The sequence below is a fragment of the Caballeronia sp. ATUFL_F1_KS4A genome (genome assembly GCF_023630905.1).
In the GTDB taxonomy this organism is placed as follows: domain Bacteria; phylum Pseudomonadota; class Gammaproteobacteria; order Burkholderiales; family Burkholderiaceae; genus Caballeronia; species Caballeronia zhejiangensis.
Window position 1 is genome coordinate 78799 of sequence record NZ_JALQEB010000018.1, and the last position, 26383, is coordinate 105181.

Sequence of the window (26383 nt, forward strand, 5' to 3'; positions counted from 1 at the left end):
GTTATGCCTCGCGCCGAGCGGCCTCAAGCGAGGCATGCGCCCCCTTGGGGGGCAGCGAACAAGTGTGAGCGTGGGGGTACATGTTTTCCTCAGCGAGTATGGCGAATGCGCGGATTCAACACGCCGTACAACAAATCGACGACCAGGTTCACGACGATCACGAGCGTCGCGATCATCAGAATGCCGCCTTGCACGACCGGATAATCGCGGCGCGAAATGGCGTCGATGAGCCACTTGCCGACACCCGGCCACGAGAACAGCGTCTCGGTCAGCACCGCGCCCGCGAGCAGCGTGCCGACCTGCAGGCCGATCACGGTCACGACAGGAATCAGCGCGTTGCGCAGCGCATGCACGACGACCACGCGCAGCGGCGACAAACCCTTCGCGCGCGCCGTGCGGATGTAGTCCTCGCGCAGCACTTCGAGCATCGACGAGCGCGTCATGCGCGCGACGACCGCCAGCGGAATCGTGCCGAGCACGATGGTCGGCAGAATCAGATGCGACACCGCCGACGTGAACGCGCCTTCGTCGCTCGAGAAGAGCGCGTCGATCAACATGAAGCCGGTGACGTGCGGAATGTCGTATTCGACCGCGATGCGGCCCGACACCGGCGTCCAACCGAGCTTCGCCGAGAAGAACATGATGAGGATCAAGCCCCACCAGAAAATCGGCATCGAATAGCCCGTGAGCGCGGTGCCCATCACGCCGTGATCGACGACCGTGCCGCGCCTGAGCGCCGCCGCGACGCCCGCCGGCAAGCCGACGACGAGCGCGAAGATCATCGCGCAGATGGAGAGTTCGACGGTCGCCGGAAAGCGCGCGAGGAACTCGCCCATCACGCTGGTATTCGTGATGATCGACGTGCCGAGATCGCCTTTCAGCGCGTGCCCGACGTAGGTGAGGTATTGGACCGGCAGCGGCTGGTCGAGACCGAGGCGCTTCATGGCTTCGGCGTGCATCGCGGGATCGACGCCACGCTCGCCCATCATCACTTCGATGGGGTCGCCGGGAATCAGGTGGATGAGCGCGAACGCGAGAATCGTAATGCCGATGAACGTCGGTATCACCATTCCTATGCGTCGCAAAACGAATCGGAACATGGATCGTCCTTTTCGGTATTGGGAGGACTCAAAACGTGACCGGCGGCTTGGATCTTGTGGACCCGCGCCGCCGGACCTGTTCGATTAACTATGGTTTAGTGCAAAAAGCGTTCCGTAGACAAACTTTATTGCATGCCGACGCCATCGAAGCGAACGTAGCCGAGCGGCTCGATCTTCATGTTCGTCACCTTCTTGCTCACCGGCTGATACACCGTCGAGTGCGCGATCGGCGAGAACGGCAGTTGCTGCGCGAAGATCTGCTGCGCATCGGTGTAAGCCTTCGTGCGCGCGGCGACATCGGTCGTCGAACGGCCCTTCACGACGAGTTCGTCGAACGGCTTGTAGCACCACTTCGAGAAGTTGCTGCCCTTCACGGCGTCGCAGCCGAGCAGCGTGCCGAGCCAGTTGTCGGGGTCGCCGTTGTCGCCGGTCCAGCCGATCAGGAGCGCATCGTGTTCGCCCGCGTGCGCGCGCTTCAGATACTCGCCCCACTCGTACGAAACGATGTTCGCCTTCACGCCGATCTTCGCCCAGTCGGCCTGGATCATTTCCGCCATCAGCCGCGCGTTCGGGTTGTACGCGCGTTGAACCGGCATCGCCCAGAGCGTGATTTCGAAGCCGTTCGGGAAGCCCGCCTTCGAGAGCAGTTCCTTCGCCTTCGCGGTGTCGTATGTCTGGCCCTTCAGATTCTTGTCGTAGGACCACTGCGTCGGCGGCATCGGTGCGGTGGCCGGCTGGCCCGCGCCCTGATACACGGAATCGATGATCGCCTTCTTGTTGATCGCCATGTCGAGCGCGCGGCGCACGTCGGTGTTGTCGAGGCCCTTCTTCGTCACGTTGTACGCGACATAGCCTTCGTTGAAGCCCGCCTGTGACGGCGTATCGACATTCGATGCCGACTTCAGCGCGGCGATATCGCCCGGACGCGGATAGCTCATCACCTGGCATTCGTTGTTCTTCAGCTTCTGCACGCGCACGGCCGCGTCCGGCGTGATCGAGAAGATCAGCTTGCTGATCTGCACGGCGTTCGGCTTCCAGTAATCAGGATTGCCGTCGAAGCGGATGGTCGCGTCCTTCGTGTAGCTGCGGAAGATGAACGGACCCGTGCCGACCGGCTGCTGGTTGATGTCGGCGGCCTTGCCGTCTTTCAGCAGCTTGTCCGTGTACTCGGCGGACAGGATCGACGCGTATTCCATCGCCATGTTCTGGATGAACGGCGCGCTGACTTCCTTCAGCGTGAACTTCACGGTGTACGGATCGACCTTCTCGATCTTCGAGATCAGCTTGTCCATGCCGAGGTCCGTGAAGTACGGAAACTGGACGTTGTACGCCTTGCGGAACGGATTGTTCGGGTCGAGCATGCGGTTGAACGTGAAGATCACGTCATCCGCGTTGAATTCGCGCGTCGGCTTGAAGAACGACGTCGTCTGGAACTTCACGCCGTGACGCAGATGGAACGTGTAGCTGAGGCCATCCGGCGACACGTCCCACTTTTCGGCGAGACCCGGCTCGACCTTCGTACCGCCGCGCTCGAATTCGACAAGACGGTTATAGACGGTGAAGGTATTCGCGGTGAAATCGGTGCCGGTGGTGTATTGCGCCGGATCGAAGCCGGCCGGGCTGCCTTCCGAGCAATACACGAGCGTCTTGTTCGGGATTCCCGCGGCGTGTGCCGCGGTTGCTGCAAAGAGCGTCGCGGTGGCGACGGCGCCTGCGAGCGCCGATCCGCGGATGGCTCGCAACAGGCTGTTTTTGTTCATGTTTCCTCCAAGTCGATGCCGGCTTCTGGCCGACGTAGCGCGAGTGTACTTGATCGCGCCGCCCCGCTTTTTTCGAAGCACACGCGCAAAGTGGGCGCTACCCTAGCACGAACAAAAGTGACACGTGTACTTGGTTTTCCCCACTAGAGTTTGTCGTCGGTGGCGCTCCGATAAGGGTAGGTTATCGGGCATGTTCGCACCTGATACATCGGGCGACGAAATATTGCTCGAATAGGCGCGCGCTAACGCAAAAAAGACGACGGTAAGGGGATTCAGAGAAAGAACCGCGCGGCGAGCGCCGCGCGGGTGAAACATTGATGCTGATCAGACGCTCTTGAAGCCGAGACGTTCGCAAACCGTCTTCGACGCCCACGCGCCGTTGAGCGTGTAGAAGTGCAGACCCGGCGCGCCATCATCGATGAGACGGCGGCACAGGCCCGTCACCACGTCGACGCCGAACGCGCGGATCGACTCGCGATCGTCGCCGAAGCTTTCAAGCCGCCGCGCGATCCACTTCGGCACTTCGGCGCCGCACATGTCGGAGAAGCGCATCAGTTGCGAGAAGTTCGTGATCGGCATGATGCCCGGCACGATCGGCACGTCGACGCCGAGCTTGCGCGCTTCCTCGACGAACTTGAAGTAGGAATCGGCGTTGAAGAAGTACTGCGTGATCGCCGAGTTCGCACCCGCCTTCACCTTGCGCGCGAAGTTTTCGAGATCGGCTTTCGGCGACCTCGATTGCGGATGAAACTCCGGATACGCGGCCACTTCGATGTTGAACCAGTCGCCGTGCTCCTGACGGATGAACGCCACCAGTTCCGACGCATAGCGCAACTCGCCGACTTCGCCCATGCCCGAAGGCAGATCGCCGCGCAGCGCGACGATGTGGCGAATACCGTGCTCGCGGTACTGCAAGAGAATGGCGCGCAGACTGTCCTTCGACGAGCCGATGCACGAGAGATGCGGCGCGGCCTCGAAGCCTTCCGCGGCCATTTCGAGCACGGTGTCGAGCGTGCCTTGCTGCGTGGAGCCGCCCGCGCCGAACGTCACGGAGATGAACTTGGGCGAGAGCTTCTTCAACTCGGCGCGGGACGCGCGCAGCTTGTCCACGCCTTCCTGCGTCTTCGGCGGGAAAAACTCGAATGAGAGTTCGATCGGTTTCATGATGTTTTTTGACGCACGGCAGCGCGCGGTCCAACGTCAACCGAAGTTGCGATTCCCGAAGATCAGCGCCGACAGCAGCCACGACACGATGCTGTAGAGAATCGAGCCGAAGAACGCGGACCAGAAGCCCGATACTTCGAAGCCCTTCAACAGCGACGAGCACAGCCAGAAGCACAGCGCATTCACGACGAGTATGAAGAACCCGAGCGTGACGATGGTCACCGGCAACGTGAGGATGATGAGAACAGGCCGGATGATCGCGTTGATGAGACCCAGCACCACCGCGATGATGAGCGCCGTGCCGAAACTGCGGATATGAATCGAAGGCACGAGGTAGGTGATGATCAGCAGCGCGAGCGCGTTGATCAGCCATGTCAGCAGCACGGTCATCGAGAAATCTCCGGTTGATGCGTTGAATCGCGCGGGCGTGGTCGTCACGCCCGCGCCTGTTACGGCTGCCGTCAGCGTTTAATAGCGGTAGTGGTTCGGCTTGAACGGGCCGTTCTTGTCGACGCCGATGTAGCCGGCCTGCTCGTCCGACAGCACGGTCAGTTCCGCGCCGATACGGCCGAGGTGCAGGCGCGCGACCTTTTCGTCGAGATGCTTCGGCAGCACGTAGACCTTGTTCTCGTACTTCTTGCCCTGCGTGAACAGTTCGATCTGCGCGAGCGTCTGGTTCGTGAACGAGTTCGACATCACGAAGGACGGATGGCCCGTCGCGCAGCCGAGGTTCACGAGACGCCCTTCAGCCAGAATGATGATCTTCTTGCCGTCCGGGAAGACGATGTGATCCACCTGCGGCTTGATGTTGTCCCACGTGTATTGACGCGTCGACGCGATATCGATTTCCGAATCGAAGTGGCCGATGTTGCAGACGATCGCGTTGTTGCGCATCGCCTTCATGTGATCGTGGTTGATGACGTGATAGTTGCCCGTCGCGGTGACGAAGATGTCGGCGCGGCTCGCGGCGTATTCCATCGTCACGACGCGGTAGCCTTCCATTGCGGCTTGCAGCGCGCAGATCGGATCGATTTCCGTGACCCACACCGTCGCGCCCAGACCGCGCAGCGATTGCGCGCAGCCCTTGCCCACGTCGCCGTAACCCGCGACGACCGCGATCTTGCCGGCGATCATCACGTCGGTCGCGCGCTTGATGCCGTCGACGAGCGATTCGCGGCAGCCGTACAGATTGTCGAACTTCGACTTCGTGACCGAATCGTTCACGTTGATGGCGGGGAACGGCAGGCGTCCTTCCTTTTCCATCTGATACAGGCGATGCACGCCCGTCGTGGTTTCTTCCGTCACGCCCTGAATGTGCGAAAGGCGCGTGGAGTACCACGTCGGATCGGCGTCGAGGTGCTTCGCGATCGACTTGTAGAGCGCGATTTCTTCTTCGTTCGTCGGCTTGGCGATGACCGAGCGGTCCTTTTCCGCCTTCGCGCCGAGGATGAGCAGCAGCGTTGCATCGCCGCCGTCATCGAGAATCATGTTGGCGAATTCGCCGTTCGGCCATTCGAAAATGCGATGCGAGAATTCCCAGTATTCGTCGAGCGATTCGCCCTTGAACGCGAACACCGGCGTGCCGCCCGCGGCGATCGCTGCAGCTGCGTGATCCTGCGTCGAGAAGATGTTGCACGATGCCCAGCGCACGTCCGCGCCCAGCGCCGTGAGCGTTTCGATCAGCACGCCCGTCTGAATCGTCATGTGCAGCGAGCCGGCGATGCGCGCGCCCTTCAGCGGCTGCTGCGCCTTGTACTCTTCGCGCGTCTGGATGAGACCCGGCATTTCCGTTTCGGCGATGTCGAGCTCTTTGCGGCCCCATGCGGCAAGCGACATGTCGGCAACGATGTAATCCTTGGAACCGTTGGAATCGAGAACTGCGGCGTTCATCACGCCCTCCTTTTCTAAAAAGACTAGAAATGTTGACGTGAGCGCCGTTCGATGCGGTGGCTCAGCGGGCGCCTTGACTGCCTGGCGCTTTCGAACCGTCCGGATTGAATGCTTCCGAGCCTGGCGGGCGGATTCGATGAATCGCCCGTCGCAACGCTCCTCGGAAACGAGCGTCGATTGTAGCAAAGTCTCGTGTGGCGAATGCGTTTTCGAGACGCCGAAGAGGGACTTCCGCGGCGCGCGCAAGCGCTCAGAAAGGCAGTACGGAGAGCACTGGCGCGAGCAGCACCATCACGACACCGGCGATCATCATCGTGAGACTCGCGACGACGCCCTCTTCGCTCCCCAGTTCGCGCGCCTTCGCCGTGCCGACGCCATGCGCCGCCGCGCCGAACAACGCGCCGCGCGCGAGCCGCGTGCGCAGCGGCACGAGCGCGAGCACGATTTCGCCGAAGAGCATGCCGCAGACGCCCGTCGCGATCACGAAGAGCGCGGTGAGGTCTTTGGGCGCGTGGATCTTGTCGGAGACGGCGAGCGCGAACGGCGTCGACACGGAACGCGTCGCGAGGCTGCGCTGCAATTCCGGCGACAGATGCAGCAGCTTCGCGAGCGCGAGCGAACCGCCGACCGCCACCAGAATGCCGACCGTCACGCCGACGGTCAGCGAAATCCAGTGCCGCTTGATGAGTTCGCGGTACTCATAGATCGGCACCGCGAACGCGACCGTCGCCGGTCCGAGCAGCCACATGAGCCAGCGCGTGTCGGTGTAATAGACCGAGTACGGAATGCGCGCAATCACGACGATGACCGCGAGCACCGCCGGCACGGCCAGAAGCGGCGTGAGCCACGGCCGCCGGAAGCGCGCGTACAGATGCTTGGCCGCGAAGTACAGCGCGACGGTCAGCACGAAGCAACCGGCCGCGATGAGGCGCGCGGCGTCGTCTTCGAGAAGCGAGGCAAAGAAGTGGTTCATGTCCGCTCGCTCAGGCGCGGGCCGCGTGTCGCGCGACGAGCACACGGCGCAGGGCGAGACGGCGTTCCAGGCGCGCCGCACGGTCGACGGCGAACGCCACGGCCACCATCACCATCAACGTTCCGCCGACGACCACGAGCGCGAGCCGCCAGCCGTCTTCCATGAACAGGCCGCCGTACTGGACCGCCGCGACCGCCGCCGGGATGAAGAAGAGCAGCATGTCGGACAGCAGCCAGTCCGCGCCCGCCTTGACCCAGCGCGGCGCGACGCCGCCGCAGAACAGCAGCGCGAGCAGCGCGACGAGGCCGATCACGCCGCCCGGCACGGGCAGCGACAGCTTGCGCGCGACGAAATCCGCTACGACCCAGATCCCCGCGAGCGCGGCGGACTGCACCGCGACGCGCAGGAAGCGGGCGAAGGCGGACGGCGTTTTGATCGGCAGGGCGGTGGACATGGCGGCTCTCGTGGGCTGAAGGCGACTGATTAGGGTTATCCCGTAGGCTGAGTATATGGGCGCACCTTGCATAATAAAAATGACTTAACCTTATTCGAATCATTCCAAACTGGAATTCGGAGCCGACGATGGAATTGCGTGCCTTGCGGTACTTCATCGAAGTGGTGAAGCAGAAGAGTTTCACCGCTGCCGCCGAACACATGTTCGTGACGCAGCCGACCATCAGCAAGATGGTGAAGGCGCTGGAGGACGAGGTCGGCTCGCCGCTGCTTCTGCGCGAGGGGCGCCAGATGGTGCTGACCGACGCCGGCCAGATCGTCTATCAGCGCGGCGTCGAGGTGCTGGCGGCGCACGCGCGTCTGGAAGCGGAGTTGAACGATCTCGGCACGTTCGGGCGCGGCACGCTGACGATCGGTATTCCGCCGATGGGCGGATCGCTCTTCACGCCGGCCATCGCCGCGTTCCGTCGCCGTTATCCGAAAGTTGAGCTGAAGCTGTTCGAGCGCGGCTCGAAGGCGATCGAGGCGGCGCTCATCGACGGGGAGCTCGAACTGGGCGGCGTCTTGCAGCCGGTCGACACCGCGATGTTCGACGTCCTGCCCGTGAGCCGGCAGATTCTCTGGCTCGTCGCGCCGAAGGGTTCGCGCTGGGACGACGCCCGCGAAGTCGCGCTCACCGATCTCGCCGCCGAACCGTTCGTGTTCTACGGCGAGAGCCTCGCGCTCAACGACGTCGTGCTCAACGCGTGCCGTGAGGCGGGTTTCGCGCCGACGATCGTCGGCCGCAGCGGGCATTGGGATTTCATGGCGGCGCTCGTGCAGGCAGGCATCGGCATCGCGCTGCTGCCCGCGCCGTACTGCCGGCGTCTCGACGCGAACGCGTTCACCTGCCGTCCGGTCGTCGCGCCCGAGATTCACTGGGACATGGCGCTCGGCTGGCGGCGCAACGGTTATCTGTCGCACGCGGCGCGCGCGTGGATCGAGGTCGCGCGGGAAATGCTGCCCGCGAATCTGGATCAGGATTTCATGGCCGATGGCTTTCCGCGAAACCGGTGACATCCACGCAAAAAAACGCGCCGGCCCGCGATGAGCGGACCGGCGCGTCATTTACAGCGGCTCGCGCGATTCCCGAATCAGTTCAGTTCCTTGAATTCGATTCGCCGATTCGCCGCGCGGCCTTCGCGCGTGGCGTTGTCGCCGATCGGATGCGCGTCGCCGAAACCTTCCGCCGTCAGCGTGTCGGCCGGCACGCCACGCTGGATCAGATACGAACGCACGGACCGCGCGCGCTTTTCCGACAAGTGGAGATTCACCGCCGGATTGCCCGAACTGTCCGTGTAGCCGCCGATCTGCAGCTTGATCGGCTTGCCGTTCGCGTCGCAATCCTTCAGCCCCTTCGCGGATTCGGCGAGTTCGTTCAGCGCCGCGCGCGGCAACTCGTTTGACGCGAAGCCGAACTTGATCGGACGCAGATACAGATTCTTCGCGACGTCGGCGGCACTGCAATTCGCGGCAGCGTCCGACGCGGCGAGCGTTTTTGCGGCGGCGGTCGTGTCGGTTGCGCCGATCGTCCAGCCGTCGCCGAAGAACGCCTTCAGCTTGTCCAGCCAGCCGAGCTTCGAATCGCCCGCGCGGCCGCTCAGGTCGATCTTGTCGCCAACCACGCGCATTTGCGCGCCCGGCAGCGTCATGACCGGGAGCAGGCCGTCGAGTTTCGCGATCCACGCGGCGGGCTTCGTGTCCGGATCGACCGCGATGTCCGCCTTGAACTTGTCCGCGCCGAGCTTCGCGGCGAGCGTGTCGAGCAGTTCGCGGCGTTCGTGCTCGTCGTGGACGGTCGCGGTCAGCGTCGGAACGCCGGATGCGTCGACGACGAAGGACATCGTTGCGTCCTTGGAAGGCAGCGCGGCCGGCGCAGACGCCTGATCGGCCGCGGCGGCCGTCGCGCCCGTTGCCGTCTCGGCGCTCGCGTCGGAAGCGGCGTCCGGCTTCGCGACGGGCGCGGCGTCTTCCGGCTTGTTGTCCGTCGAGCAGCCGCGACCGGCCAGAACCGCGAACATCGCGAGCGCGGCAGCGGATGCGATCCACCACCATTTCTTCCGGCCCGCGTCTTCCTTCACGGCGTGATCGGCGGCGGCGGGCGCTTCCTGCGGCTGCGCGAACACGGCGGCTTCCTGCGTCGCCGGATGTTCCAGATGCGCCGACACCGCCTTCAGCCGCGATGCGACACCCGCGAGAAACGCGCCGACCGAACCGAGACCGAGCGCGTTGGCGAACGCGTCGGTCATGTTCGCGCGCACGACCGGCAACTGATGGCCGAGCAGCGTCGGAAGCTGGCTGGGATTGCCGTTGTGCTGCGTGAGATAGCGCTTGAGCACGCCGAAGAGCGTCGCGCCGACCACGCCGGTCAGCGTGCGCGTGGCGCTCGCCGCGACGCCCGTGTATTCGGCGATGCGCTCGGCGAGCAGATTGAGATTGTCGCGCGAGGCGATTTCGGCATCGGCTTTTTCGCTGCTGTCGACGAGCGTCTTGAAACCCTCGTCCTGCACGACGAAGTGCGGCAGTTCTTCGGCGATCAGCGCGTTGGTCGCCGGCGACATGATCGCCGCGAACAGATGACGCGCGCCTTCGAGCGACGACGCCTTGTTCATCATCGCGCCGATCAGCGCCGGCCCGCACAGCGACACGACGCGCCGCGCGGATTCCGGCGCGCAGCCGATGCGCCCGGCGACATGCTGCAACACGCTTTCGGTCAAAGCGCCCTGGACAAGTTGATTGAGGTTGATGCTCATTGAGAATGCTTCCGTGAAAGGCGTTACTGCAATCGCCGGAATTAGGCGTGCCGATTATAGGTTCGGGTTCCGGCGCGTCATCGGGGCGGGATTAACAATCGGATTTATCTCAGTGAGCGGCGCTTTAGGAGCGCGCATCAAAAATTCCCGATCGATCCCGAAAAGAACGGTGCCTCTACACGGCCGATCCGTGCGCGGCCTATGATTCCTGAATTCGAGATGACGCCCGGACGGCCGATCCGCCGAAAGCGCTGTTGCGCGCGTCCGACAGCGACGAATCACCGCAGAAGGAGAGCGACGATGTCCGATCCCGCCGATCGCCCGTTCGGGCAAACCCACGAGGTCACGAATCAGGCGTCGCCGCTCGTCGGCTATGACGCGTTCGCCTTCGATCCGGCGCTCGTCGCCGCCGTCGGACGCGAAGGCGCGCATTGGCATGTGCAGACGCTTTCGCGCGACGGGATGGCGCTGACGCAGCCGGACGTCGTCGCGCTGGCCGAGCTCGCCAACCGCCACGAGCCCGAACTCGCGACGCACAGTCCGCGCGGCGAGCGCATCGACGCCATCGAGTTTCATCCGGCGTGGCATGAACTGCTGCGGCGGCTGCGCCATGAGGGATTGCACGCGATGCCGTTCGAGCCGTCCGCGCGCGCCGGATCGATGGCCGCGCGCTGCGCCGGCTACTATCTGCACGGCCAGCTCGAATCGGGCTCGCTGTGCCCGATCACGATGACCTTCGCGAGCATCCCCGTTCTGCGCAACGAACCCGACCTGTTCGCGCGCGTTTCGCATGCGCTGCTTTCGCGCGAACACGATCCGCGCGACATTCCGCTCGAAGCCGGCAAGCATTCGATGATGATCGGCATGGGCATGACCGAGAAACAGGGCGGCTCCGACGTGCGCAGCAACCGCACGCGCGCGCACGCCATCGACAGAAACGGCGCGACGGGACGCGGAGGCGCTTATCGGCTGGTCGGTCACAAGTGGTTCTTCTCCGCGCCGCAATGCGACGCGCATCTCGTGCTCGCGCGCACCGCCGACGAAGGCGGCCTGTCGTGCTTCTACGTGCCGCGTTTCGCGCCGGACGGCCGCAAGAACGCGGTCCAGATCCAGCGCCTGAAGGACAAGCTCGGCAACCGCTCGAACGCGAGCAGCGAAGTGGAGTTTCTCGATGCTTACGGCGTGATGATCGGCGACGAGGGACGCGGCGTGCCGACCATCATCGAGATGGCGAATTTCACGCGGCTCGATTGCGTGATCGGCAGTGCGGCGCTGATGCGCGCGGCGCTCGTCCAGGCGATTCATCACGCGCGGCAGCGCAGCGCGTTCGGCGCGCATCTCGTCGATCAGCCGCTGATGCGCAACGTGCTCGCCGATCTCGCGCTCGAATCCGAAGCCGCGACGGTGCTGTTCATGCGGCTCGCGGGCGCGTTCGAGCAGAGCGCCGCGCCAGGCGGAGCGCTCGCCGAACGCGCGTGGCGGCGCATCGTCACGCCCGCCGCGAAATTCTGGGTCTGCAAGCGCGCGCTCGAATTCACCGGCGAAGCGATGGAAGTCTGGGGCGGCAACGGCTATGTCGAAACCGGGCCGATGGCGCGTTTCTATCGCGAGGCGCCGGTCAATTCGATCTGGGAAGGCTCGGGCAACGTGATGTGCCTCGACGTCCTGCGCGCGTTCGAGCGCGAGCAGGACGCCGCGCACGCGCTCATCGACGACTGGAAGACGACGGCGGGCGCGCATCCGGCGCTGGCGGGCGCGCTGTCGTCGCTGATTGCGATGCTGACGGACGATCCGTCGATCCGGGAAGCGTCGGCCCGGCGCATCGCGCAGCAATTGACGTTGTGCGCGCAGGGCGTGCTGCTCGCGCGGCACGCGCCGCAGGATGTCGCCGATGCGTTCATCGAATCGCGTCTTGGCGACGCGCGCGGCGAAAACGGGCGCGTGTACGGCACGCTGCCCGGACGCTTCGATCACGCGGCGATCGTCACGCGGGCGTTCGCCGCCTGAGAAAGCGTCAGCGGATCGCCCGCCCCGCTTCCCTCAACGGCTCCTCGTTCTCCAGCCGATACACCCACGACAGCAATTCCGCGACCGCCTGATACAAGGCGGGCGGAATGTGCGCGTCGAGATCGACCTGCATCAGCAGCGACACCATTTCCGGCGATTCGTGCACGTACAGCCCCGCTTCCTTCGCGCGCTGCACGATCATGTCCGCGACGATGCCGTAGCCCTTCGCGACGACGCGCGGCGTCGCCTCGCGATTGCCCGCGTCGTAGGCGAGCGCCGTCGCCTGCCTGCGCGTGTACGGCGGATGATCCGGGCCGCTCATGTTTCACTCCCATCGCCGTGCGGCGGGTGGAACAGATGTTCGAGCGGCGAGCGCACCGGCTTTTTCGCGGCGGTCTTGTCGCCGGAAAGCGCGAGATCGGTCGTGCCGTCCATCGAACGCACGGACAGCGACGCGAGCGCGATGCCCGCCGCTTCGAGCTGACGCGCGAACGCGGCGCCGTCGGCGGCGAGACGGCGCGCGCCCGCGTCGCCCGCCTTGATGCGCGTGACGAGCTTGTCGCCCGACAGCACCAGTTCGGCGTCGACGGTGCCGAGCGCGGGCAGCGACAGCGTGATGCGCGTGCGCCAGGCGCGTTCGTCGGCGGCGTCGTCGGAAGCGCGCTGATCGCGCGGTTCGCGGGCGACTTCCCACTCGAAGCGCGTGCCGGGCCACGCCTCGCCCTGCCAGCGGAATTGCTCGTTCGCGAGCACGTCGAGTTGCTGACGCACGACATTGAGCGTCGCCGGATGGATGCCCGCCGCGAGCGACGCCTGCAGCGCCGATTCGTGCCGACTCGGTTGCGCCGTCTGCGCGTTGGCGCCGTTCGCGGTTCCGTTCTGCGAATTCGAGAGCTCGGACGGCGACGCATCCCGCACCGACGCCGCGAGCGCGGCCGCCTGCTGCGGCGTCTGCGGCGTCGCGATCGGGCGGCCGTGGAAATCCGGCAGATCGGGCGCGAGCTGCGGCGCGCGGGCATCGTCGAGGCCGGTGTCGGCCGGCGTGACGGCGTTGGCGAGCTCGAACGGCAGGGACATCGAACGGGCATCGACGCGCGCCTGCGGTTCGTTGCCGAGCGACGCCGCGCTGCGCTGGCCCGCGAGCCATTGCACCAGATGCGATTCGTAGAAAAGCCCGCTTTCGCCGACGGTCCTTGCGAGCGCCGTCGCCAGCGCGGCGGCGGGCAGCGGCGGCAGATTCTGCGTCGCGGCGCGCGCGGCCGCCACGGCGGCGGCATTGGAGGAGAAAGCGGTATCGAAGAGGCCGGTCGTGAGCGCGGCGAAGGCGCTCGCGGGGCGCGGCGGCGTCGGCCAGAGCGGGGCGTCGCCAGTCAGCGCGGGCGTCGCGCCGCCGAAGCGCGAAATCACGTCGAGCGTGCGCGCGACGCTGGAAAGCTCGGTTTGCGCCGACGCCGCCGGTCCCGCCGCCACGGCGGGCGCGCCGACGGTCTGCGGCATGTCCGGCTGCGTCGTCTGCCCGACGCTCGTGCCCGTCACGCCGCTGCCGCTCACGCCGCCCGGCGCGCGAATCGCGGACATCAGGAGCTCGGTGCGGCTGGCGAGCAACGATGCGATCGCAGAATCGAGTCCAGTCATGCCCCCATCCTCGTAAGCGCCGGCCGGATCGTCCGGCTGGCGCGGAACCGCGGCTAGCGCAGTCCGATCATTTTCTTCAGTACGCGGGCCGGGCTGTTGACCGTGAAGAGCGCGGACAGGCGCGCGAGACTCGGCGAGGTCAGATCGCGGATCGCGGCGTCGTCGGCGAGAATCTTCTTCACGAGGTCCAGCTTGCGTGCGCGGGCGGTTTCGTCGAGATCCGAACCGGTATCGACTTCCTTCAGGCGGTCGACCAGCTCGCGATAGGTGCCCTGCAACGCCTTCAGCTCGCTCCATTCGCCACCGCGCGCGGCCACCAGCATCTGACCGGAAACCGCCGCAATGGCCTCGTAGTGGGCGAAATATTCTTGTGTCGTCTTCATTCTTTCGAGGCAGTCGACGCTCATACCCGTCATGCGGGCACGGCGGTCATTTGCGCCACTTCCTGTCCAATTCCGACCCAGGCTTCTTCCAGCGTCGCGAGCAGGCCGTCGACTTCGACGAGCATCGACTCGTTCTGCTTGATGTTCGCCTCGAGCAGCCGGCGCGTCATATACGTGTACAGCGCGTCCAGCCGTTGCGCGATCTCGCCGCCCGCATCCTTGTTGAGCGCCTGCTGCAATCCGCTCTCGATGATGCTGATGGCCTTGCCGATCGCCGCGCCGCGCGCGCCGACGTTGTTCTGCTGCAGATGCATGCGCGCCTGCGCGATCGCCTGACGCGCGCCTTGATACAGCATCACGATCAGCCTGTGCGGGCTCGCTCCGATCACCCCTGTCTGAACGCCCACGCGTGCGTAGGCGCTGGCTCCTGCGTGTCCTGGGGAATACATCTCTCGGGTTCTCCTTATGCGATGCCGCAGCGTGCGCGGGCTCCAAGCGGACGCCGTGCCGCTCGTCCTGATCCGTGTGGGTCCGGTAAAACCGGTGAGAGACGAGCGTGCCGCCCGCCTCAAGCGGGCGAACCATCGTTCGCCGTGCCGTTACCGGGGTTATCGGAAAAACGCGGCAAAGCTTTAGGACTCAAGGCTCTAGAGCAATCGCGAGGATCGAGGGACGGATCGTGTGAAGACCGTCAGACGGAGATCTGCATGATGTCGTTGTAGGCCGACACGAGCTTGTTGCGCACCTGCAGGCCGAACTGCAGGCCGACGTTCGCCTTCTGCATGTCGACCATCACGTCGTTGAGCGACACGTTCGGCGCGCCGATTTCGAATGCGTGCGCCTCGCCGAGTGCCTTGTTCTGGTTGTCGCTGATCTTGTCGATGGACGATTTCAGCGCGTCGGCGAAGCTGCCGGCGCTCGCCGCGCCCGATGTCCCGCTCTGCCCCATGACGGCGCCCGACGCGACGGACGCGGCGTTTGCGGCGCCGGTGCCGCCGGCGGCTTGCGACGCCATCGACTGAATGGCCGACATAGCCGAGGAAAGCGGATTGATCGGAAAGTTCATGTTGACTCCGGATGACAGGAAATAACGGGTGCCGCTCGTGGCGGAGACCCGATGCCCGGCCCGCATTTGCGGAGGTTCGCCGAGTACGAAAAAGATTAGCAGCCGGCGGTTTTTCAAAGCGCGGGAAGAACGGGGAAAACCCCGCTCTATTCGCCGAATCGACTTGCAATCTTCTGCGGATAATCCCCATCGTGAAAAGTCCTCCACCGCCGCTTACATGGAAGCGGGAAGCGGCGGAGGGGAACCTCAGGATTCGGAGCTTCGACGCTAAATGGAAACGCCCAACAACTCACTCATCACGCCCGACGCCAGAATGGGCCTGGCGGGCGCACAGCCGGGCGCAGCCGGAACGGCCACCGCCGGCGCGAGCCTCGCGGGCGGCGCGGGAGCCGACTTCGGCGGCTTCGCGCAGCGCATGCCGATGCTCAACCAGTTCCGCTCGAATCCGCGCGTGCCGCTCATCGTGGCCGTCGCGATTCTGGTGATGGTGGTCGCGGGCCTCGTCATGTGGTCGCGCCAGCCGGACTATCGCGTGCTCTTTTCCAATCTGTCAGACCGGGACGGCGGCGCAATCGTTGCCGCGCTCCAGCAGGGCAACATTCCGTACAAGCTCTCCGACGGCGGCGGCGCCATTCTCGTGCCGGCCGAGCAGGTGCACGAAACGCGTCTGCGTCTCGCGAGCCAGGGCTTGCCGAAGGCCGGCTCGGTCGGCTTCGAGCTGATGGACAACCAGAAGTTCGGCATCAGCCAGTTCGCCGAGCAGGTCAACTATCAGCGCGCGCTGGAAGGCGAGCTGGAGCGCACGATCGGCTCGATTTCGTCGGTGAAGTCGGCGCGCGTGCATCTGGCGATTCCGAAGCCTTCCGTCTTCGTGCGCGACAAGGAACTGCCGACCGCCTCAGTGATGGTCAATCTGTACCCCGGCCGCGTGCTCGACGAAGGCCAGGTGGTGGCGATCACGCACATGGTGGCGTCCGGCGTCGCGGACATGCCGGTCAAGAACGTGAACATCGTCGATCAGGACGGCAACCTGCTGACGAGCCAGAACGCCGCGAACGGCCTCGACGCATCGCAACTGAAGTATGTGCAGCAGATCGAGCACAACACGCAAAAGCGCATCGACGCGATCCTCGCGCCGCTCTTCGGCGCCGGCAACGCGCGTTCGCAGGTCAGCGCCGACATCGACTTCTCGAAGCTCGAGCAAACGGCCGAAAGCTACGGCCCGAACGGGAACCCGCAGAACACGGCGATCCGCAGCCAGCAGTCGAGCGAGTCGAGCGAATCCGGCGGCAGCAGCATCGGCGGCGTGCCGGGCGCGCTGTCGAACCAGCCGCCGCAGCCGGCATCCGCGCCGGTCGACGCAGCGGCATCGGGCGCGGCGGGCGCATCGGCGAAAACGGGTCCGCAGAATCAGCGCAAGGACACGACGACGAACTACGAAGTCGATCGCACCGTGCGTCACTACGAGCAGGCGACGGGCGGCATCAAGCGTCTGTCGGTGGCGGTGGTCGTGAACTACGAGAAGAAGGTCGATGCGAAGGGCAACGTCACGATGACGCCGCTTGCCGCCGACAAGCTCGCGCAGGTCCAGCAGCTCGTGAAGGACGCGATGGGCTTCGACGACAAGCGCGGCGACTCGGTGAACGTCGTGAACAGCGCGTTCTCCGCCGATCTGAACGCGACGCCCGACGTGCCGTGGTGGAAGACGCCGGAATCGATCGGCATGGGCATTCAGGCGGCGAAGTATCTGGGCATCGGCATCGTCGGTCTGTTCCTGTACTTCAGCATGGTGAAGCCGGCGATGAAGCGCGCCTTCCCGCCGCCGCCCGAAGCCGCGCCGACGCTCGCCGTACCGGACGAACTCTCGCTGCTCGACGGCCCGTCGCTCGACGGCGGCGGCACGGCGAAGCTGGAAGACGAAGACAAGGATGCCGAGGTGAGTCTCCTCGGTCATGAAAGCAAGAAAGCCAAATTCGACCGCAATCTCGACTACGCGCGCATGGTCGCGCGTCAGGATCCGAGAATCGTTGCGACGGTCGTAAAGAACTGGGTGTCCGATGAACGCTGAAGGCCTGAATAAAGCCGCTCTCCTCCTGATGTCGATCGGCGAGGAAGAAGCCGCCGAAGTTTTCAAGTATCTCGCCCCGCGCGAGGTGCAGAAGATCGGCGCGACGATGGCGGCCCTGAAAAACGTGACGCGCGAGCAGCTCGACAACGTGCTGACCGAATTCGTGAGCGAAGCCGAGCAGCACACGGCGCTTTCGCTGGATTCGAGCGAGTACATCCGCTCCGTGCTGACGAAGGCGCTCGGCGAAACCAAGGCCGGCGCGCTGATCGACCGTATCCTGCAGGGCAGCGATACGAGCGGCATCGAAGGCCTGAAGTGGATGGACTCGGGCGCGGTCGCGGAACTCATCAAGAACGAGCATCCGCAGATCATCGCGACGATCCTCGTTCACCTGGACCGCGATCAGGCGTCGGAAATCGTGTCGCTGTTGTCCGACCGCCTGCGCAACGACGTGCTCCTGCGCATCGCGACGCTCGACGGCATCCAGCCCGCCGCGCTGCGCGAACTCGACGACGTGCTGACGACGCTGCTCTCCGGCAGCGACAACCTGAAGCGCGCGCCGATGGGCGGCATCCGCACGGCGGCCGAGATTCTCAACTTCATGTCGAGCAATCACGAAGAAGGCGTCATCGCGAACGTGCGCGAATACGACGCCGAGCTCGCGCAGAAGATCATCGACCAGATGTTCGTGTTCGAGAACCTGCTCGATCTGGAAGACCGCGCGATCCAGCTTCTGCTGAAGGAAGTGGAATCGGAAACGCTGATCGTGTCGCTCAAGGGCGCGCAGCCGGCGCTGCGCCAGAAGTTCCTGTCGAACATGTCGCAGCGCGCGGCCGAACTGCTCGCCGAAGACCTCGATTCGCGCGGTCCGGTGCGCGTGTCGGAAGTCGAGCAGCAGCAGCGCAAGATTCTGCAGATCGTCCGCAATCTCGCGGAAAACGGTCAGATCCAGTTAGGCGGCAAGGCCGAGGACGCATATGTCTAACACCCGCGCGCAAAAGGCTCCGGTCTCGGCGTATCAGCGCTGGGAAATGGCGTCGTTCGATCCCGTCGAGATCAAGGTCGACAACAGCGCGGCGGAACAGGCCGCGCTCGAAGCGCACCTGCGCCGCGTCGAGGACGACGCGTATCAGCAAGGTCTCGCGAAAGGGCACGTCGCGGGGCAGGCGCTTGGGTATCAGGCGGGTTACGAGCAAGGTCAGGCGAAGGGTTTCGAGGACGGCCGCAAGGAAGCGCTCGCGCAGGCCGCGCGTCTCGCCGAGATCGCCGATGCGTTCAAGACCGCCCTGCAAGCCGCCGATGCGGCCATCGCGGAATCGCTCGCGGAACTCGCGGTCGATATCGCGCAGCAGGTCGTGCGCCAGCATCTCGCACTCGATCCGACGGCGCTCGTCGCCGTGGCGCGCGAAGTCATCGCGTCCGAGCCGGAGCTGTGCGGCGCGCCGACGCTCATCGTCAATCCGGCCGACATGGCTATCGTCGATGCGTATCTGAAGGACGAACTCGAAGCCGCCGGCTGGACCGTGCGGCCCGATCCGGAAGTCGAGCGCGGCGGCTGCAAGGCGCACGCCGCAACCGGTGAAATCGATGCGACCAACGTGTCGCGCTGGGAGCGCGTCGTGGCCGCGTTGGGGAGAAGCAAGCCGTGGTAAATCAACGGATCACGCAGGACGGTCTGAGCGAACTCGAACAGGAACTCGCGCGGGCGTCGTTCGGCCCGCTCGCCGAAGAGCGCGCGGAAGACGAATCGCCCGACGAACTCGCCGCGCGCACCATCGCCGAACTGGCCGGTATCGCGGGCAATCCGCACATCGACACGTGGCGCGACAAGCTCGACGCGCTGCGCTCGCGCAATGCGATCGCGAAGCCGCTGCGTCCGTGCGGACGTCTCACGCGCGCCGCCGGTCTCGTGCTCGAAGCGGTCGGCCTGAAGATGGGCGTCGGCTCCGAATGCATCATCGAGCTCCCGCCGGGCAGCGCGATTCCGACCGCCGAAGCCGAAGTCGTCGGTTTCGCGGGCGACAAGCTCTTTCTCATGCCGACGACCGAAGTCGCCGGCCTGTTGCCGGGCGCGCGCGTGTATCCGCTGGAAAGCGCGCCGATCAACGATCCGATGGCGGGCGCGAAGCGTCTGCCGGTCGGCTGGGAAATGCTCGGCCGCGTGGTCGACGCGTCCGGCCGTCCGCTCGACGGGCTCGGCCCGCTCGGCGCCAAGGTCGATGCGCCGCTGGCGGGTCCGGTCATCAATCCGCTGAATCGCGAGCCGATCCACAAGGTGCTCGACGTCGGCGTGCGCGCGATCAACTCGCTGCTGACGGTCGGACGCGGCCAGCGCATGGGCCTGTTCGCGGGTTCGGGCGTCGGCAAGTCGGTTCTGCTCGGCACGATGGCGCGCTACACGAGCGCGGAAGTCATCGTGATCGGGCTGATCGGCGAACGTGGCCGCGAAGTGAAGGAATTCATCGAGCAGATTCTGGGCGAGGACGGACTCGCGCGCTCGGTCGTCGTGGCCGCGCCTGCCGACGTGTCGCCGGTGCTGCGGATGCAGGCCGCCGCGTACACGACCTCGCTCGCCGAATATTTCCGCGATCAGGGCAAGCACGTCCTGATGCTGATGGATTCGCTCACGCGTTACGCGATGGCCCAGCGCGAGATCGCGCTCGCCATCGGCGAGCCGCCCGCGACCAAAGGCTATCCGCCGTCGGTGTTCGCGAAGCTGCCGGCGCTCGTCGAGCGCACCGGCAATGGTCCCGAAGGCGGCGGCTCGATCACGGCGTTCTACACCGTGCTCACCGAAGGCGACGATCAGCAGGATCCGATCGCCGACTCGGCGCGCGCGATTCTGGACGGCCATATCGTGCTGAACCGCTCGCTCGCGGAAGCCGGGCACTATCCGGCGATCGACATCGAGCAGTCGATCAGCCGCGTGATGACGTCGATCATCGACGACAAGCATCTCGAACGCGTGCGTCTCTTCAAGCAGATGCTGTCGCGCTATCAGCGCAACAAGGATCTCATCAACGTGGGCGCGTATTCGAGCGGACGCGACCAGTTGCTCGACCGCGCCATCGCGCTGTATCCGCGCATGGAGTCGTTTTTGCAGCAAGGCTTTCGCGAAGAGGCGCCGTTCGAGCCGAGCATCGCGATGTTGAATCAACTGTTCGAATAGTTTTCGACTAGTATCCGAAGCATTCGTCACAAGAAAGCACAAAGACCTTACGGGACCGCCACGCCATGTCGAAGAATCTGCCGATCAACACCCTCATCGAACTCGCCGAAGAGGAACTCGATAACGCCACGAAGAAGCTCGGCAAGCTTCAGCAGGAACGCAACGAGATCGAAACGCAACTGAACGCGCTCGTGACGTATCGCGACGAGTATCACGCGCGTTTCACGGCGTCGGCGCAGCAAGGCACGACGGCGCAGACGCTGCGCAATTTCCAGGCTTTCGTCGATACGCTCGACAGCGCCATCGCGCAGCAGCGCACGCTGCTCCTGATGGCCGATCAGCGCATCGAGGCGGCGAAACCCGACTGGCGTCTCAAGAAACAGAAGCTCGGCAGCTACGAAGTGCTGGCCGCACGCGGCGAGGCGATCCTCGCGAAGAAGGCCGCGCGCGTCGAGCAGCGCGAATCCGACGAACACGCCGCCAAGGTGCTGCGCATGCGCGCCGAGCGGGCTTCGTCGTAATCCATTCATCGATATTTCCAGAGGCTCAGCATGTCCTCCGTTTCTCTTCTCGGCGCGCTTTCCGGCGCCACGTCATCGGGCAACTCCGCGGCGCAGCGCGCGGCGAGCGCCGGCGCGTCGTTCGGCAAGACGCTCCAGGGCATCACCGACCGCGCCAACGCCGACGCACAAGCGGCTCAGGCGTTCGCGGATTCGTCCGCCGACACATCGAGCGTGCACGACGCGCCGAAGCCTTCCGACGACGCATCGAAGAGCGACGACGCATCCGATGCTCAGGCCGCCGCGAAGCCCGACGAGACGGACGCGCCGAAAGAGGCATCGAAGCCTGCGGACAAGACGAATACGGCCGACGCGTCGAAGCCGGCGTCGGGCTCGTCATCGGATGCGGCCGCCGCTGCGCAAGCGAAAGCCCGCGCGGACGCCGCGAACGAAGCCGACGCCGACTCGGACGATACCGAGTCCGCGCTCGCCGATGCGGCCGACGCTGCATCGCTCGTCACGACGACCGCATCGACCGACGACGACAAAGCGACGGACACGACGCACAAGAGCAGCGATGCGAAGTCGGCGCAGGACGCGCTGGCCGCCGCGCTCGCCTCGATGAACAACACGCAGCCCGCGAATGCCGCGGCGAACGGTTCGGTCGGGACGGCGCGCGAGGGCGGGAAAGGCGACGATCAGGGCGGCCTCTTCGCGAAAGGCGGAAAGGGCGCGAGCCTGCCCGGGCTGACGGCGAATGCGAAGGCCGGCGACAAGGCTGTCGACGCAGCCGCGCTCGCATCCGCGCAAACCGCGCCGGCGATATCCGCCGACGCCGCGACCGCCGCCTACAAGCAAGCCGCCGACGCGGCCGCGCACGCGGTCGCGATGCAGACGGCATCGGCGGGTTCGGCGGTGTCGAGTCCGCAGGGCGCGATGGCATCGGCGACCAGCGCCGCGATCGCACCGCACGTTGGCGGCTCCGGCTGGGACGACGCGTTCAGTCAGAAGGTCGTGTTTCTGTCGAAGGCGGATCAGCAAAGCGCGGAATTGACGCTGAATCCGAAAGATCTCGGGCCGTTGCAGGTGACGCTGCAGGTCTCCGATAACCACGCGCACGCGCTGTTCGTGTCGCAGCATGCGCAGGTGCGCGAAGCGATCGAAGCCGCGATGCCGAAGCTGCGCGAAGCGATGGAAGCGAACGGCATCAGTCTCGGAAGCGCGTCCGTCGCCGATGGCTTCACGCGCCAGTCGCAGCAACAAAGCGGTGACGGCCGCTCGGGATCGGGCGGCGGCGGCCGTGCGTCGGGCGGAATCGGTGGGCTGGGCGGCGTGAGCGCCGACGATTCCGTTGCGGCGAGTATCAACGTGCCCGTGCGACGCACGGTCGGACTCGTCGATACGTTCGCCTGATCCTTCTCAGCGCCTCACGCCGCACATTCGGCGCGCAGGCGCTCGACGACGACGATGTAATGCCGGGGGCATCGTCCGTTGAAAGGCCACCGGCGTGATGACGAACATGCCGACGAAATGCGCGACGCCGCGCAGCGGCGCGTTCATCGGGAAGTCGAGCACATGCGACGACGCCGACGTGATGTCGATGCCGCACGCGAGCACGCTGGAGACGAGCGCCGCAAAAAGCAGCGCGCGCAGGAGATAGAGGCCGCGCAGCGGGACGTGCGTGAAACGCACGACGATGCCGAGCGCGATCGCGGGTGCGGCGATGAGCAGAAGCGCGGCGAAAAGCGCGTGCAGCACGCTCCTCCGATGCAGCACGCCGACGAGCGTCTGCGCGCCGGCGAGTCCGCCGATGACCGCGGGCCAGCCGCACGGCGCGTCAGCATGAGAGCCGCCATCGCGACGCCCGAAGGCGGCCAGATCGACGCGGCGCTCGCCAGATGGAAACCGGCCGAGGCCAGTCAATCGCGACTCAAACGACGATCAGCGTTCTCCCAATTGGCGGACTTTTCTCAAAGTCTCGGCATCGTCCTGAGACAGAACACAGCATGAGTGCAACATTTAGTATTCCTCTGATGGCGGTCTGAAGGGCGCTCCTAGAATCTGCGCGACTCGTCTCCTTTGCCGCCGCGCAGCAACATGCGCGACGCTTTGTCATGCGCGCATTCGTTTCACTGCTGCTGGCTTTCTGCCTGCACGTCCCTTTTTCCGACGCCTTCGCCCAAGGTTCGTCATCGCCCGTAATCGACGCCGCGCCCAAGTCCCGGCCGCGGATCGCGCTGGTTTTGCGACTATGTCCGGCGGGCGCTGGATCTCAACGAAGGCGATGCCTACGACGCGCACGAAATCAACGAACGCCTCGCGCGCCTCGAAACGAGCGGCTACTTCAAGAGCGTCTCGCACGAATTCGTCCACGAGGACGGCGTGAACCGCCCGCGCGTGAACCCGGCGGAAAAGAGCTGGGGATCCAACTTCCTGCTGTTCTCGCTCGGCGGCTTCCGACATCTGGCGGCGTATGGCGTCAATCAGTTCTCCGGGAACTACGTGTTCTACAGCCAGCAGACGTACCAGTTTCGCGTGGCGTCGCCGAACGGAACGGCGGTGAACGACGTGTATCTCGGCACGATGGCCGAAGCCGGCAACGCAACGTTCGAGCGCAGCGCACTTCGCATGGGCGATCTGAAGAAGAGCCTCAGCGTGTTCGTCGGCGCGACGACCGCGCTCGGCCCGGCCTATCACGGCTACGCGATCGCGCCGGGCGGCATTCCAAGCGTCTATCTCCAGTTCGGCGCGAAGTTCTGAGGCCGACGTGGCCCGCGCGCGCATTTCTTACAACAACAACCACATGACTTCATGAACAAAACCTGGCTTGCATCGTATCCATCCGGCGTGCCTGCCGAGATCGAATCCGACCGATACCGCTCCGTCACCGACCTGCTCGAGCAGAGCTTCCGCCTTTACGCCGGGAAACCGGCGTTCGCGTGCATGGGAGCGTCCATCAGTTACGCGAAGCTCGACGCGCTTTCGCGCGACCTCGCCGCGTGGCTGCAGTCGACCGGCCTGCGCAAAGGCGCGCGCGTCGCGATTATGATGCCCAACGTGCTGCAATATCCGGTCGCGCTCGCGGCGATCCTGCGCGCGGGCTACGTCGTCGTGAACGTGAATCCGCTCTACACGCCGCGTGAGCTCGAACATCAGCTGAAGGACAGCGGCGCCGAAGCGATCATCCTGCTCGACAACTTCGCGGCGACGCTGCAAGCGGTCGTGCACGAGACGACCATCAGACACGTAGTCGTCGCGACGCTGGGCGACTTGCTCGGCGCGAAAGGATGCCTCGTGAACTTCGTCGCGCGGCATGTCAAAAATCTGGTGCCCGCATGGAACCTGCCCGGCCACACGGCGTTCAACGCGGCGCTCGCCCGCGGCAGGCACATGGCGTTCACGCCGGTCGAGCAGCAGCCGGACGACATCGCCCTTCTGCAGTACACGGGCGGCACGACGGGCGTGGCGAAGGGCGCCGTGCTGCCGCATCGCAGTCTGATCGCCAACATGCTGCAGACGCAGGCGTGGCTCGAACCGGCCCGCGCGCAGCAGCCCACGTCCGGACAACTCACGACGGCCATCGCGTTGCCGCTCTATCACGTCTTCGCGCTGACGGCGTGCGGACTGCTGACGATCCAGACCGGCGCATTGGGCGTGCTGATCCCGAATCCGCGCGACATCGGCGGCATGATCCGGACGCTGCGGCGCTATCGCATCACGATGTTCCCGGCGGTGAACACGCTCTACAACGCGATGCTCGATCACCCGGATTTCGCGCAGCTCGATTGCTCGCGGCTCTTCGCGGCTGTCGGCGGCGGTGCGCCGGTGCAGCAGGCCGTGGCGCAGCGCTGGCTCGAAAAGACGGGCGTGCCGATCATCGAAGGCTACGGCCTGACCGAGACGACCGCGTGCGTGACTTGCAACCCGGCGGACTCGACGCAGCGTGGCGGCACGATCGGCTTGCCGCTGCCGTCGACGGAAGTTTCGATCCGCGATGACGCAGGCAACGAAGCCGCGCCCGGCGAACCCGGCGAGTTGTGCATTCGCGGGCCACAGGTCATGGCGGGCTACTGGAATCGTCCGGACGAGACGGCGCACGTCATGACGGCCGACGGCTTCTTCAAGTCGGGCGATATCGCCGTGGTGGATGAACACGGCTTCCTGAAGATCGTCGATCGCAAGAAAGACATGATCCTGGTCTCGGGCTTCAACGTCTATCCGAACGAGATCGAGGACGTGGTCGCCGCGCATCCCGGCGTGTTCGAGGCGGCGGCGGTCGGCGTGCCCGACCGTCATTCCGGCGAGTCCGTGAAGATTTTCGTCGTGCGGCGCGACCCGGCCCTCACCGAGGCCGATCTGATCGCGCATTGCAAGGAGCGCCTGACGGGCTACAAGCGGCCCAAGGCAGTCGAGTTCCGCGAGAGTCTGCCCAAGAGCAATATCGGAAAGGTTTTGCGCAGGGAACTGCGCGATGGAACCGCGTGAGCGCGGAAGGAAGAAAGACGTGAAGCAATTCGTTTCGATGAAAGAGGTTGCGGCGGTGGCCATGCTGGCGCTCGCACGCCATGCCCGCGCCGACGACGCGCCGCCGCTAACGCCGCACACGCAGGAAGCGCGAGCGCGCCGGCCGAATCGCCGTGGAAGGCTTCGATCGGCTTTCGCCGCGCTGAATTACCGCTTCTGAGCGGTTCCCCGGCGCGCCACTGCGCCGGGCTCTCCCTTCCCTTTTCTTTCCCCGCGCGGGCGCAATGCCCGCGCCGGCCTCAAGTTTTCCGTCCGAAAAGCCGAGATAGGTATCGAAGAGCGGGTCCGCGCAGGCCCGGAGCAATCGAACGGAATAGCCAGAAAACCCCCCTCTGTTCGACCCATCGCTTTACACCGCGATAGCCAACAATTCACCCTATCGAAAGAGGCACGCATTTTCATGGCTACCACGACCGCAAACCAGCAACCCATCGTTCCCGCGAAAGGCGGGAAGCTCAAAAAGATCCTGATCATCGCCGTCGGCGCGATCGTGCTGCTCGGCGCGGGCGCCGGTGGCGCGTACTTCTTCGTCGGGAAGAATCATGGTCCGGCCAAGCCGGCGCCGGAGCCGCCGCCCGTGTTCTTCCCGCTCGAATCGCTGACGGTGAATCTCCAGTCGGACGACGGCGCCATGCACTATCTCCGCGCCGGCCTCACGCTCAAGCTGAAGGACGAAAAGGTCCAGTTGCTCGTCACCGAGCACATGCCGGAAGTCCGCAGCCATGTGCTGCTTCTGCTTTCCGGCAAGCGCCCGGACGATCTCGCGACCGTCGACGGCAAGAAGCAGCTTGCCAACGAACTGCGCGCGTCGGTCGAAACCGCGGCGAGCACGGCGGAGAAACCGGTGCGCGTCGAGGAAGTGCTGTTCACCGAATTCGTCGTTCAGTAACGCCGCATCA

General features: G+C 65.2%; 25 protein-coding genes and 1 riboswitch. Of the genes, 11 read left to right on the forward strand and 14 right to left on the reverse strand.

The genetic code is table 11. From position 1 onward, the window contains the following. Positions 1-89: 89 nt before the first annotated feature. The 7 genes from NCS03_RS13460 to NCS03_RS13490 all read right to left on the reverse strand — a co-directional run bounded on the left by NCS03_RS13460 (position 90) and on the right by NCS03_RS13490 (position 7341). The gene (locus tag NCS03_RS13460; RefSeq protein WP_008352611.1) at positions 90-1100 is read right to left on the reverse strand and encodes an ABC transporter permease subunit; all 1011 of its coding nucleotides are present in this window, start codon (positions 1098-1100) and stop codon (positions 90-92) included. Positions 1101-1225: 125 nt separating this feature from the next. Beyond that, complete coding sequence (locus NCS03_RS13465) at positions 1226-2860, reverse strand: ABC transporter substrate-binding protein (protein ID WP_250529256.1); 1635 nt, start codon at positions 2858-2860, stop codon at positions 1226-1228. A 324-nt stretch (positions 2861-3184) separates the two neighbouring features. Further along, positions 3185-4024, reverse strand: coding sequence for a methylenetetrahydrofolate reductase [NAD(P)H] (gene metF / locus NCS03_RS13470; RefSeq protein WP_250529257.1), 840 nt, complete (start codon positions 4022-4024; stop codon positions 3185-3187). 36 nt (positions 4025-4060) lie between these two features. Continuing rightward, positions 4061-4414, reverse strand: a complete 354-nt coding sequence (locus NCS03_RS13475) for a phage holin family protein (RefSeq protein WP_008352606.1) — start codon at positions 4412-4414, stop codon at positions 4061-4063. 78 nt (positions 4415-4492) lie between these two features. Continuing rightward, on the reverse strand, positions 4493-5914 hold the full coding sequence (gene ahcY / locus NCS03_RS13480; protein WP_008352605.1) for an adenosylhomocysteinase: 1422 nt from the start codon (positions 5912-5914) through the stop codon (positions 4493-4495). A 32-nt stretch (positions 5915-5946) separates the two neighbouring features. After that, a riboswitch (S-adenosyl-L-homocysteine riboswitch) is annotated at positions 5947-6082 on the reverse strand. Between the two features lie 82 nt (positions 6083-6164). After that, positions 6165-6887 carry an LrgB family protein gene (locus NCS03_RS13485; protein ID WP_008352604.1) on the reverse strand — a complete coding sequence of 241 codons (723 nt, stop codon included), beginning with the start codon at positions 6885-6887 and terminating at the stop codon, positions 6165-6167. Between the two features lie 10 nt (positions 6888-6897). After that, positions 6898-7341 carry a CidA/LrgA family protein gene (locus NCS03_RS13490; protein ID WP_034473259.1) on the reverse strand — a complete coding sequence of 148 codons (444 nt, stop codon included), beginning with the start codon at positions 7339-7341 and terminating at the stop codon, positions 6898-6900. Positions 7342-7469: 128 nt separating this feature from the next. Between NCS03_RS13490 and NCS03_RS13495 the strand changes: the two genes are divergently transcribed. Beyond that, complete coding sequence (locus NCS03_RS13495; protein WP_008352602.1) at positions 7470-8396, forward strand: LysR family transcriptional regulator; 927 nt, start codon at positions 7470-7472, stop codon at positions 8394-8396. Between the two features lie 77 nt (positions 8397-8473). Here the strand turns inward: NCS03_RS13495 and NCS03_RS13500 are convergent, their stop codons facing one another. Then, entirely contained in the window at positions 8474-10132 is a 1659-nt protein-coding gene (locus NCS03_RS13500) for an OmpA family protein (protein ID WP_250529258.1), read from the reverse strand. 300 nt (positions 10133-10432) lie between these two features. Here NCS03_RS13500 and NCS03_RS13505 point away from each other — a divergent pair, with 300 nt between their 5' ends. Further along, positions 10433-12139 (forward strand): isovaleryl-CoA dehydrogenase, encoded by a 1707-nt coding sequence (locus NCS03_RS13505; RefSeq protein ID WP_250529259.1) that lies wholly within the window; start codon positions 10433-10435, stop codon positions 12137-12139. A gap of 7 nt (positions 12140-12146) precedes the next feature. On the opposite strand, the gene NCS03_RS13510 is transcribed toward NCS03_RS13505, so the two are convergent. The 5 genes from NCS03_RS13510 to fliE all read right to left on the reverse strand — a co-directional run bounded on the left by NCS03_RS13510 (position 12147) and on the right by fliE (position 15223). Then, on the reverse strand, positions 12147-12461 hold the full coding sequence (locus NCS03_RS13510; RefSeq protein WP_239295503.1) for an EscU/YscU/HrcU family type III secretion system export apparatus switch protein: 315 nt from the start codon (positions 12459-12461) through the stop codon (positions 12147-12149). Then, positions 12458-13774 (reverse strand): flagellar hook-length control protein FliK, encoded by a 1317-nt coding sequence (gene fliK / locus NCS03_RS13515; RefSeq protein WP_008352594.1) that lies wholly within the window; start codon positions 13772-13774, stop codon positions 12458-12460. The genes NCS03_RS13510 and fliK overlap by 4 nt, the downstream gene beginning before the upstream one ends. Before the next feature lie 53 nt (positions 13775-13827). Further along, positions 13828-14157, reverse strand: coding sequence for a flagellar protein FliT (locus tag NCS03_RS13520; RefSeq protein WP_033536661.1), 330 nt, complete (start codon positions 14155-14157; stop codon positions 13828-13830). Positions 14158-14186: 29 nt separating this feature from the next. After that, complete coding sequence (gene fliS / locus NCS03_RS13525) at positions 14187-14606, reverse strand: flagellar export chaperone FliS (protein WP_033536660.1); 420 nt, start codon at positions 14604-14606, stop codon at positions 14187-14189. Positions 14607-14848: 242 nt separating this feature from the next. Then, a complete protein-coding gene (gene fliE / locus NCS03_RS13530) occupies positions 14849-15223 on the reverse strand; it encodes a flagellar hook-basal body complex protein FliE (protein WP_008352588.1) in 375 nt (124 codons plus the stop codon). Positions 15224-15494: 271 nt separating this feature from the next. Here fliE and fliF point away from each other — a divergent pair, with 271 nt between their 5' ends. The 6 genes from fliF to NCS03_RS13560 all read left to right on the forward strand — a co-directional run bounded on the left by fliF (position 15495) and on the right by NCS03_RS13560 (position 22373). Then, a complete protein-coding gene (fliF, locus tag NCS03_RS13535) occupies positions 15495-17291 on the forward strand; it encodes a flagellar basal-body MS-ring/collar protein FliF (RefSeq protein WP_008352586.1) in 1797 nt (598 codons plus the stop codon). Next, positions 17281-18276, forward strand: a complete 996-nt coding sequence (fliG, locus tag NCS03_RS13540) for a flagellar motor switch protein FliG (protein ID WP_008352584.1) — start codon at positions 17281-17283, stop codon at positions 18274-18276. The genes fliF and fliG overlap by 11 nt, the downstream gene beginning before the upstream one ends. Then, on the forward strand, positions 18269-18943 hold the full coding sequence (gene fliH, locus NCS03_RS13545; protein ID WP_008352582.1) for a flagellar assembly protein FliH: 675 nt from the start codon (positions 18269-18271) through the stop codon (positions 18941-18943). Before fliG ends, fliH begins: the two co-directional genes overlap by 8 nt. Further along, positions 18937-20460, forward strand: a complete 1524-nt coding sequence (gene fliI / locus NCS03_RS13550) for a flagellar protein export ATPase FliI (protein WP_008352580.1) — start codon at positions 18937-18939, stop codon at positions 20458-20460. The genes fliH and fliI overlap by 7 nt, the downstream gene beginning before the upstream one ends. Positions 20461-20525: 65 nt before the next feature. Continuing rightward, entirely contained in the window at positions 20526-20981 is a 456-nt protein-coding gene (fliJ, locus tag NCS03_RS13555; protein ID WP_008352578.1) for a flagellar export protein FliJ, read from the forward strand. A 30-nt stretch (positions 20982-21011) separates the two neighbouring features. Beyond that, complete coding sequence (locus tag NCS03_RS13560; RefSeq protein WP_175979640.1) at positions 21012-22373, forward strand: flagellar hook-length control protein FliK; 1362 nt, start codon at positions 21012-21014, stop codon at positions 22371-22373. Between the two features lie 6 nt (positions 22374-22379). On the opposite strand, the gene NCS03_RS13565 is transcribed toward NCS03_RS13560, so the two are convergent. Continuing rightward, complete coding sequence (locus NCS03_RS13565; protein ID WP_250529260.1) at positions 22380-22883, reverse strand: hypothetical protein; 504 nt, start codon at positions 22881-22883, stop codon at positions 22380-22382. Positions 22884-23342: 459 nt separating this feature from the next. On the opposite strand from NCS03_RS13565, the gene NCS03_RS13570 reads away from it, so the two are divergent. The 3 genes from NCS03_RS13570 to fliL all read left to right on the forward strand — a co-directional run bounded on the left by NCS03_RS13570 (position 23343) and on the right by fliL (position 26373). After that, positions 23343-23720, forward strand: a complete 378-nt coding sequence (locus tag NCS03_RS13570; RefSeq protein ID WP_250529261.1) for a hypothetical protein — start codon at positions 23343-23345, stop codon at positions 23718-23720. Positions 23721-23771: 51 nt separating this feature from the next. Beyond that, positions 23772-25445 (forward strand): long-chain-fatty-acid--CoA ligase, encoded by a 1674-nt coding sequence (locus NCS03_RS13575; RefSeq protein ID WP_250529262.1) that lies wholly within the window; start codon positions 23772-23774, stop codon positions 25443-25445. A gap of 439 nt (positions 25446-25884) precedes the next feature. Beyond that, entirely contained in the window at positions 25885-26373 is a 489-nt protein-coding gene (fliL, locus tag NCS03_RS13580; protein ID WP_034473275.1) for a flagellar basal body-associated protein FliL, read from the forward strand. The last annotated feature ends 10 nt before the right edge of the window (positions 26374-26383 follow it).